Below are 8708 nucleotides of genomic sequence, written 5' to 3'. Positions count from 1 at the left end.
CGGGCGCGCCGCCCCGGGGGGGCGGCGCCCCCCTCAGCGTCGGGGGCCGCCCGCCACGACGACAGGCCGTCAAGCCGCGCGCACCGCCGGTCCCGTCAGGCCGCGCGCACCGGCGGCCCGGCCGGGCGCGCCAGCCGGGCCAGGGCCAGCGGCTCGAAGATCCCCATCAGCACCGGGTCCACCGGCCGCACCACCGCCGGAGCGGGCGCGACGGGAGCGGGGGAGCGCAGCAGCGCCAGGTAGAGCTCCTGGGTCTCGGCGGCCGGGTCGATGCCCAGCTCCTCCGCCAGCACCCGGCGCAGCTGCTGGTAACAGCGCAGCGCCTCGGCCCGGTTGCCGGCCGCGGCCAGCGCCTCCATCCGGCAGCGGTAGGCGCTCTCGCGGAACGGGGCGCGGCGCACCGCCTCGTCGGCCCAGCGCAGCGCGTGGTGCTCCTCGCCCAGCGCCGAGGCCGACAGGCTCGCCGTCTCCAGCGCGGACATCCGCAGCTCCTCCACGTGCTCGCGCACCCCGCCCGCCCACTCGCCCTCGTGGTCGGGCAGGAACGCGCCGCGCAGGTTGGCGATCGCCCCCGCGGCCAACTGCTGCGCCACCGCGTAGGAGCGGGCCGCGTACGCCTCCCCGGCCTCCCCGACCGCGCTGGCGGCGGCCTCCAGGTCCACCGCCGCGTCCGCGGGCAGCCGCAGGACGTAGCGCCCGCCCTGGGCGATCAGCGGGGTGGCGCCCGGGCCCTGGCCGGGGGAGGCGACGAAGGCCCGCACCCGCGAGACCACGCTGCGCAGCGCGGAGGCCCAGGTGTCGGGCAGGCCGTCGGGCCAGATGGTGTCGGCCAGCTGGTCGCGGCTGGTGCCGGCGGAGCGTTCCAGGACCAGGCGGGCGAACGCCACCTGGGCCTGGGCGCTGGACAGGTGCTGCGGGGCGCCGCGGTCGTGCTCGATCGTCACAAGTCCTGTCAGGCGGATCAGCATGAGAATGTCCCCGATCTGCCGGACGGACTGTCTTCCCGGAAGCCGTTCAACGTGCTCCAACCCCCTTGAGCCAAAGCGGAGCCGACGGCCCGTGACGCCGGGCCGACGGCGTGGGAAACCTGGACCGGAAATTCCGCCTACCAGCCGTTCGGTTTCGGCGGATTTCGACCATACATTCGGCGCATCACACGGTGTCAACACTGGTCGACAAAACATACCCACCGGCCGGTCCATGCGTCGTGGACGCAGGGTTTCTGCACGTCAGAGCGTTACCGCAGGCCGAGAACACGGCTATTGCGGACGCCTTGCGCATCCTGCCGTAGAAATGTAGTCATCCTTGAGCACCCCGCGTGAAGGCTTCGAGAAACACCACCCACCCCCTGCGCCGGGCACCACCCGTAAAAGCCCCGGGACTATCCCGGGAGGAAACCCCAGCACCACCACCCGCCCCCGCGCCGGGAAATACCGAAAACAATCCGGAACAAGCCGACGACGAACCGCCGAACAGCCGACGGACAACCGGCGGCAAACCGACGGCAAACCGCACGGCAAAACCGCCGCGCGCCCGCCGCGCCCCGCCGAGAAGGAGACCCGCACGTGAACGCCACCGGAGCATGGGACCGCCTGGAGCCGAAGCTCGCCGCCACCCTGGACCGCGTGGCCGCGCTGGAGTCCGACCCCTCACGCCGCAACAGCTTCGTCGCCTACACCATGGAACGCGACAGCGCCTACTGCGACCTGGACGGCGAGCGCCTGCTCATGATGTCCGGCTACAGCTACCTGGGCCTGGCCGGAGACGAACGCGTGGTGGCCGCCGCCAAGGCCGCCGTCGACGTCTACGGCACCGGCAACCACGGCGTGCGCGCCCTGGCCGGCACCATCCCGCTGCACGAGGAACTGGAAGCCGAGGTCGCCCGCTTCGCCCGCCGCGAACGCGCCCAGGTCTTCGGCTCCGGCTACGCCGCCAACGTCGGCACCGTCGGCGCCCTGGTCGGCCAGGGCGACACCGTCCTGATCGACAAGTACGACCACGCCAGCATCGTCGACGGCTGCCGCCTCTCCGGCGCCACCGTCACCCGCTTCCGCCACAACGACGTCGACCACCTGGAACGCCGCCTCAAGGCCGCCTCCCCGACCGGCGTGCGCCTGGTCATCGTCGACAGCGTCTACTCCATGGACGGCGACATCGCCCCGCTGCCCGAACTGCGCGCGGTCTGCGACGCCCACGACGCCCTCCTGATGGTCGACGAGGCCCACGCCCTGGGCGTCATCGGCGAGACCGGCGGCGGCATCGAGGAGCACTTCGGCTACCGCCACCGCGTCGACATCAAACTCGGCACCCTCTCCAAGGCCATCCCCTCCATGGGCGGCTGGGTCGCCGGCAGCCACGAACTGATCGGCCACCTGCGCTACGCCGCCCGCCCGTTCCTGTTCTCCGCCGCCCTCGGCCCCGCCCAGACCGGCGCCGCCCTGGAGTCCCTGCGGATCCTGCGCCGCGAACCCGAACGCGTCACCCACATCCAGGTCCAGGCCGAGCGCCTGCGCCGGCGCCTCAACGACGCCGGCATCTCCACCATGGACTCCGCCACCGCCGTCCTGCCCGTCATCGCCGGCTCCGACGACGCCGCCTACGACTACGCCACCGCCTGCCGCAAGGCCGGCGTCATCGGCCTGCCCGTCGTCACCCCCGCCGTGCCCAACGACCTGGCCCGGCTGCGGATCGCCGTCACCGCCCGCCACACCGCCGCCGACATCGACTTCGCCGCCGACGCCTTCCTGACCGCCGCCGCCCAGACCGGCCTCATCTGACCGAGACGGCCCCCGGCCCACCCAGGAAGGCCCGCCGGCCCCCGGCCCCGCCCCACCTGGGAAGGCCCGCGCCGGCCCCCAACGCCCGGAAAGGACAAGACCATGGCAGCCCGCCCCACCCGGCCCCCCATCGCCGTCACCGGCCTGGGCGTCGTCAGCCCCGCCGGCCACACCCCGGCCGCGTTCTGGCACACCGTCAGCACCGGCACCCCCACCGCCACCGCCCTCACCGACCCCGCCCTGGCCCGCCACCGGGTCCGCCTGGGCTGCCGCGTCACCGACCTGCCCGACAACGGCCCCGTCCCCGCCAAGGACGCCCGCCGCCTCGACCCCTTCGCCCACTACGGCACCCTCGCCGCCCTCGCCGCCCACCAGGACGCCGGCGCCCCCGAACCCGACCCCGGCCGCAGCGCCATCGTCGTCGGCAACGCGGTCGGCGGCCGCACCACCAGCGACCGCGAATCCGCGCTCTTCACCACCGCCGGACCCCTGCGCGTCAGCCCCCTGATGCCCCTGGTCACCATGCCCAACGCCGCCGCCGCCCAGATCGCCATGCGCCTGGCCTGGACCGGCCCCGCCCTGACCATCGCCACCACCTGCGCCTCCAGCGCCGACGCCATCGGCCACGCCGCCCTCCTCCTGGAAACCGGCCGCGCCGACATCGTCATCGCCGGCGGCTGCGAAGCCACCCTCACCCCCGTCACCCTCGCCGCGTTCGGCAACCTCGGCGCCCACTCCCAGCGCAACGACGACCCCGCCCGCGCCAGCCGCCCCTTCGACACCGACCGCGACGGCTTCGTCATGGGCGAAGGCGCCGGCTTCCTCGTCCTCGAACGCCTCGCCGACGCCCGCGCCCGCCCCCCCCCCCCCTCCGCCCCCCTCGCCGCCTCCGCCACCCGCGCCGACGCCCCCCCCCACCCCCCCCCCCGCCCGCCCGGCGCCGCCGCCCGCGCCGCCATGCGCGCCGCCCTCACCGACGCCGGCCTCACCCCCGCCGACATCGCCCACGTCAACGCCCACGGCACCTCCACCGTGCACAACGACCGCGCCGAAGCCGCCGCGCTGCGCACCGTCTTCGGCCCGCACGGCGTGCCCGTCACCTCCACCAAGGGCGCCATCGGCCACCTCATCGGCGCCGCCGGCGCCGTCGAGCTGATCGCCGCCGTGCAGGCCATGAACAGCCGCCTCGCCCCTCCCACCGCCAACCACGAGCACACCGAACAGGGCCTGGACCTCGACGTCGTCCACGGCACCGCCCGCCCCATCCGCGCGGGCGCGGCCCTGTCCAACTCGTTCGGCTTCGGCGGCCACAACTCGACCCTGGTGGTGACCCCGCTATGACCACGACCACACCCGCGACCGCTACGGCGACCGGGCCCGCCCACCGCACCGCCCGCACCAGCACCACCGTGACCGCCGACGCCCTGGCCGCCTACCGCACCGCCGCCCGCACCGGCCTGCCCCCCGCCCCGGACGGCGCCGCCGCCCCCGCCCACCCCTTCGTCCTCGCCCACACCCTCGCCCAGCACACCGTCACCACCCTGACCACAGGCGACACCGGCTTCACCGGCGTGGTCCACCTCGCCCAGGAGATCCACACCCACCACCCCCTCACCGCCGGCACCCACGTCGACATCGACGTCACCGTCACCGCCGCCCGCCGCGAAGCCCGCGGCACCCGCCTGGCCCTCACCACCCACCTCACCGACGGCACCCGCACCCTGGCCCACCTGACCACCTCCGCCCTGCTCGTCGGCGCCACCACCATCGAACCCTTCGGCACCCTGGGCCCCGCCGCCCACCCCGGCACCACCCCCGACACCGAACCCCTCACCCTCACCCACACCCTCACCCCCGCCGACGTCACCGCCTACGCCCACGCCGCCGGCGACCTCAACCCCCTGCACCTCGACGACGCCGCCGCCCGCGCCGCCGGATTCCCCGCCGCCATCGCCCACGGCATGCACCTGGTCGCCCTCGCCACCGAGGAGATCACCGACCGCCACGCCGACGGCGACCCCACCCGCCTCACCGCCCTGGGCGCCCGCTTCGCCGCCCCCACCACCCCCGGCACCCCGCTGCGCCTGACCCTGCAGCCCTACGACCGGGGCACGGTGGTGCGCTTCACCGTCGCCACCCAGGCCGGCACCGCCGTCAAGGCCGGCTGGGCCGCCCTCACCCCGGCGGGGGAGTGAGACCCCGATGACCACACCCGCCGAACCCACCACGCCCACCGCACCCACCACGCCCACCGCACCCGCCGTGCCCGCCGCGTCCGCCGCACCCGCCGCGCCCGCCGTGCAGGCCCCGCCGCCGCTGTCGCTGCCCGACGCGTTCACCGCCCACGCCCGCACCCGGCCCGACGCCGTCGCCCTCCTGTGGCACGAGCGCGCCGTCACCTACCGCGAACTCGCCGAAACCGCCGAACGCGAACGGCTGCGCCTGCACACGCTGGACCTCGCCCCCGGCGAGCCGGTGGGCCTGCCCGCCGCCAAGTCCCCCGAGCAGATCGCCCTCGTCCTGGCCTGCCTGATCGAGCGCCGCCCCTTCCTGCTGCCCTCCCCGCAGCTGGCCCCCGCCCTGCTCGCGGCCCTGTTCGCCCAGGCCGGCGCCCGCCACCTGCTCGCCCCCCTCGGCCAGGACGCCCCCGCCCTGCCCACCCTGGCCCGCCCCGCCCCCGTGCCCACCCTCGCCGCCGGCACCTCCTTCCTGCTCACCACCTCCGGCTCCACCGACCTGCCCAAGATCGTCCCCCTCGCGCAGGCCGCCGTCGACCGCTTCACCGCCTGGGCCCACGACACCTTCGACCTCGGGCCCGGCCGCGTCGTCGCCAACTACGCCCCCCTCAACTTCGACCTGTGCCTGCTCGACGTGTGGGCCACCCTCGCCGCCGGCGGCACCGTCCTGCTCATCGACCCCGCCCACGCGCTCAACGCCCGCCACCTGCTCGCCCAGCTCACCCGCCACCGCCCGCACGTCCTCCAGGCCGTCCCCCTCGCCTACGCCCTCCTCGCCCAGGCCGCCGCCGCCCAGACGGCAGGCGTCGCGGTGCTGGACAGCGTCGAGCACGCCGCGTTCACCGGCGACGCCATCGACGCCCGCACCCTGGCCGCACTGCCCGCCCTGCTGCCCGGCGCCGCGCTCTACAACATCTACGGCTGCACCGAGACCAACGACAGCTTCCTGCACCGCCTGGACCGCCTGGACGCCACCGCCGCCCTGCCGGTGCCCATCGGCACCCCCCTGCCCGGGGTGCGCACCCTGCTCGCCGCCCCCGACGGCACCCCCGTCACCGGCCCCGGCCGCGGCGAACTGTACGTCTCCACCCCCTTCCAGGCCGCCGGCTACCTGGACCGCTCCCGCGACACCGGCCGCTTCACCACCCAGCCCGAAGGCGCCGGGCCCGGACGGCGCTGGTTCCGCACCGGAGACCTGGCCGTCCGCGACGAACACGGCCGCCTGCACCTGACCGGACGCGCCGACTTCCAGGTCAAGGTCCGCGGCGTCGCCGTCAACACCGCCGAGGTCGAACGCGTCCTGCTCGCCCACCCCGAGGTCCGCGAGGCCGCCGTCGCCGCCGCCCCGGACCCGCTGACCGGCAAACGCCTGCACGCCGCCGTCCAACGCGCCGCCGGCTCCGCCCTCAACAGCCTCACCCTGCGCGAACACCTCGCCCGCAACCTGCCGCGCGCCGCCGTGCCCGAACGCCTGGCCATCCACGACACCCCGCTGCCCAAGACCGCCACCGGCAAGGTCGACCGCAAGGCCGTCCTGCCCACCGCCTGACCAAGCCACCCGGCCCATCACCTGATTACGCCACCAAAACCCCACACACCCAAGGGAGTTGCGAGCCATGAGCAACATCGCCCAGATCAAGCGGTTCCTCATCGAGGAGTTCCTGCCCGACGTCACCCCCGAGCAACTCGCCGACGACCACGACCTGCTCTCCGACGGCGTCATCGACAGCCTGGGCGTCCTCAAGCTCATCGCCTGGGTCGAGGACCACTTCGCCCTGCCCGTCGACGACACCGACCTCGACCCCAACAACTTCCGCTCCGTCACCGCCATCGACGCCTTCATCACCCAGCGCCGCGCCGTCCCGGCCAGCGCCGTGGCAGGCGGCTGACCCGTGCACCCGGCCCTCACCGCCCTGCTCGCCGGGCACGACGTCGACCTGGACACCTGGCGCTCGTGGTGGGACCAGCTGGAGCAGCGCACCCCGGGCCCGGCCCGCGACAGCGACCGGGCCCAGGCCGCGGCCCTGCTGGCCGCCCTCACCACCCGCCTGCCCGCCCCCGACACCCTCGCCGCCTTCACCACCTCCCTGACCGAACGCAGCCCCCACCCCGGCCCCGCCCACCCCGCCAGCGTCAACATCGTCGGCACCGGCGGCGGCCCGGCCACCTTCAACCTCTCCACCGCCGCCGCCCTGACCGCCGCCGCCATGGGCGTACCCGTCGTCAAGACCGGCTCCCGCGCCTACACCAGCAGCGCCGGCTCCATCGACCTGCTGGAGCGCCTCGGCATCACCCTCACCTCCTCCCACACCGCCACCGCCGACCACCTCGCCCGCCACGGCATCGCCTTCGCCGGCCCCCACGTCTACCCGCCCGCCCTCACCCGCCTGGCCCGCCTCCTCTTCCCACTCACCCTCAAACCCTTCGGCCGCCTCCTCAACACCCTCGGCCCGCTGCTCGCCACCGTGCCCGTCACCGCCCAACTCACCGGCGCCTCCGCCACCACCGACCTGCCCGCCCTGCGCCACCTCGCCCCCCGCACCCCCGGGCGCGCCGTGTGGCTGGCCACCAACACCGCCGGCGCCGACGAACTCCTGCCCTTCGCCGACAACACCCTGCACACCCCCGACACCACCATCCACCTGCCCGCCGGCTCCATCGCCCCCGCCGACGGCACCCTGGCCGACCTCGCCCCCCACCCCGAGGACCTCACCGGCCACTTCCTGCAAGCCCTCGCCGGCCGCGCCGGCCCCACCGCCACCCACACCATCGCCCTCAACGCCGCCGCCCTCGCCCTCGCCTCGGGCCGCCACACCCACTGGCACACCGCCCACACCGCCGCCCTGGACGCCCTGGCCGACGGCGCCCCCCGCGCCCTGGCCGCCCGCCTGCGCGCCGACCACAAGGCCCCCGCCCATGCCTGACACCACGTTCTTCGCCGCCCGCGCCGACGGCCGCCCGCACCTGGCCCTGTTCCTCAACGCCGGAGACCCGCCCGCCCGCCTCACCGACCTGGCCCTCGTCCTGGAGGAGGAAGGCGTCGACGTCCTCGAACTCGCCGTCCCCTTCCCCAACTCGCCCACCGACGGCCCCGTCATCCGCCGCTCCGCCGACCGGGCCCTGGCCGCCGGCACCACCCTGGACACCGTCCTGGACGAACTCGCCACCCTGCGGCCCCAGTTGAAGAACATGAAGATCGCACTGCTCGCCGACTGGAGCCACAGCCTGCGCGCCGCCGACCCCGCCACCTGCGCCCGCGCCATCGCCCAGGCCGGCGCCGACGCCCTGCTCGTCCACGCCCTGCCGCCCCGCCTGCGCCCCGCCTGGCGCCAGGCCCTGCGCGAGGCCGCCCTGCCGCAGGTCGCCACCTGCTACCCGACCTCCACCCCCGAGGTCCTCACCGCCGCCGCCCGCGACGCCCACGACGCCTACGTCTACCTCGTCGCCCACTACGGCCGCTCCGGCACCACCCCCGCGGCAGGCCACCACACCCTGGCCGCCACCGTCGCCACCCTGCGCGCCGCCGCCCCCGCCACCCCGGTCGCCATCGGCTTCGGCGTCAAAAGCGCCGCCGACCTGGACGCGCGGGCCCCCCCCCGGGGGCGCACCCCGCCGCTCGTCGGCGCCCCCCCGCCCCCCCCACCGAGCCCCCCCGCCCCCGAGGGCCCCGGCCCGCCGCGGCGCGCGGGCCGGC

At 75.8% G+C, this 8708-nt stretch carries 8 protein-coding genes; 7 read left to right on the top strand and 1 reads right to left on the bottom strand.

The window, feature by feature from the left end; all coding sequences use genetic code 11:
- Nucleotides 1-95 precede the first annotated feature (95 nt).
- A complete protein-coding gene (locus ACFV61_RS32105; RefSeq protein ID WP_063352989.1) occupies nt 96-968 on the bottom strand; it encodes a bacterial transcriptional activator domain-containing protein in 873 nt (290 codons plus the stop codon).
- A 597-nt stretch (nt 969-1565) separates the two neighbouring features.
- On the opposite strand from ACFV61_RS32105, the gene ACFV61_RS32100 reads away from it, so the two are divergent.
- The 7 genes from ACFV61_RS32100 to ACFV61_RS32070 form a co-directional block, all read left to right on the top strand.
- Nucleotides 1566-2777, top strand: a complete 1212-nt coding sequence (locus ACFV61_RS32100; RefSeq protein ID WP_063352988.1) for an aminotransferase class I/II-fold pyridoxal phosphate-dependent enzyme — start codon at nt 1566-1568, stop codon at nt 2775-2777.
- 102 nt (nt 2778-2879) lie between these two features.
- Entirely contained in the window at nt 2880-4118 is a 1239-nt protein-coding gene (locus ACFV61_RS32095) for a beta-ketoacyl-[acyl-carrier-protein] synthase family protein (protein WP_380495470.1), read from the top strand.
- Entirely contained in the window at nt 4115-4972 is an 858-nt protein-coding gene (locus tag ACFV61_RS32090) for a MaoC family dehydratase (protein WP_380495468.1), read from the top strand. The genes ACFV61_RS32095 and ACFV61_RS32090 overlap by 4 nt, the downstream gene beginning before the upstream one ends.
- A gap of 7 nt (nt 4973-4979) precedes the next feature.
- Complete coding sequence (locus tag ACFV61_RS32085; protein WP_380495466.1) at nt 4980-6563, top strand: AMP-binding protein; 1584 nt, start codon at nt 4980-4982, stop codon at nt 6561-6563.
- A gap of 67 nt (nt 6564-6630) precedes the next feature.
- Nucleotides 6631-6903 carry an acyl carrier protein gene (locus ACFV61_RS32080; protein WP_063352985.1) on the top strand — a complete coding sequence of 91 codons (273 nt, stop codon included), beginning with the start codon at nt 6631-6633 and terminating at the stop codon, nt 6901-6903.
- Nucleotides 6904-6906: 3 nt separating this feature from the next.
- The gene (locus ACFV61_RS32075) at nt 6907-7938 is read left to right on the top strand and encodes a hypothetical protein (protein ID WP_380495464.1); all 1032 of its coding nucleotides are present in this window, start codon (nt 6907-6909) and stop codon (nt 7936-7938) included.
- On the top strand, nt 7931-8708 hold a 778-nt coding region (locus ACFV61_RS32070), incomplete at its 3' end, for a tryptophan synthase subunit alpha (protein ID WP_380495462.1). The genes ACFV61_RS32075 and ACFV61_RS32070, both read left to right, overlap by 8 nt.

This window comes from Kitasatospora sp. NPDC059817 (assembly GCF_042731835.1).
Classification (GTDB): Bacteria; Actinomycetota; Actinomycetes; order Streptomycetales; family Streptomycetaceae; genus Kitasatospora.
This window is presented reverse-complemented; position numbering and strand designations above follow the sequence as displayed.

Coding starts and splice junctions, on each gene's coding strand:
- ACFV61_RS32105 (WP_063352989.1), bottom strand. CDS start 968: ATGCTGATCCGCCTGACAGGACTTGTGACGATCGAGCACGACCGCGGC.
- ACFV61_RS32080 (WP_063352985.1), top strand. CDS start 6,631: ATGAGCAACATCGCCCAGATCAAGCGGTTCCTCATCGAGGAGTTCCTG.
- ACFV61_RS32095 (WP_380495470.1), top strand. CDS start 2,880: ATGGCAGCCCGCCCCACCCGGCCCCCCATCGCCGTCACCGGCCTGGGC.
- ACFV61_RS32085 (WP_380495466.1), top strand. CDS start 4,980: ATGACCACACCCGCCGAACCCACCACGCCCACCGCACCCACCACGCCC.
- ACFV61_RS32090 (WP_380495468.1), top strand. CDS start 4,115: ATGACCACGACCACACCCGCGACCGCTACGGCGACCGGGCCCGCCCAC.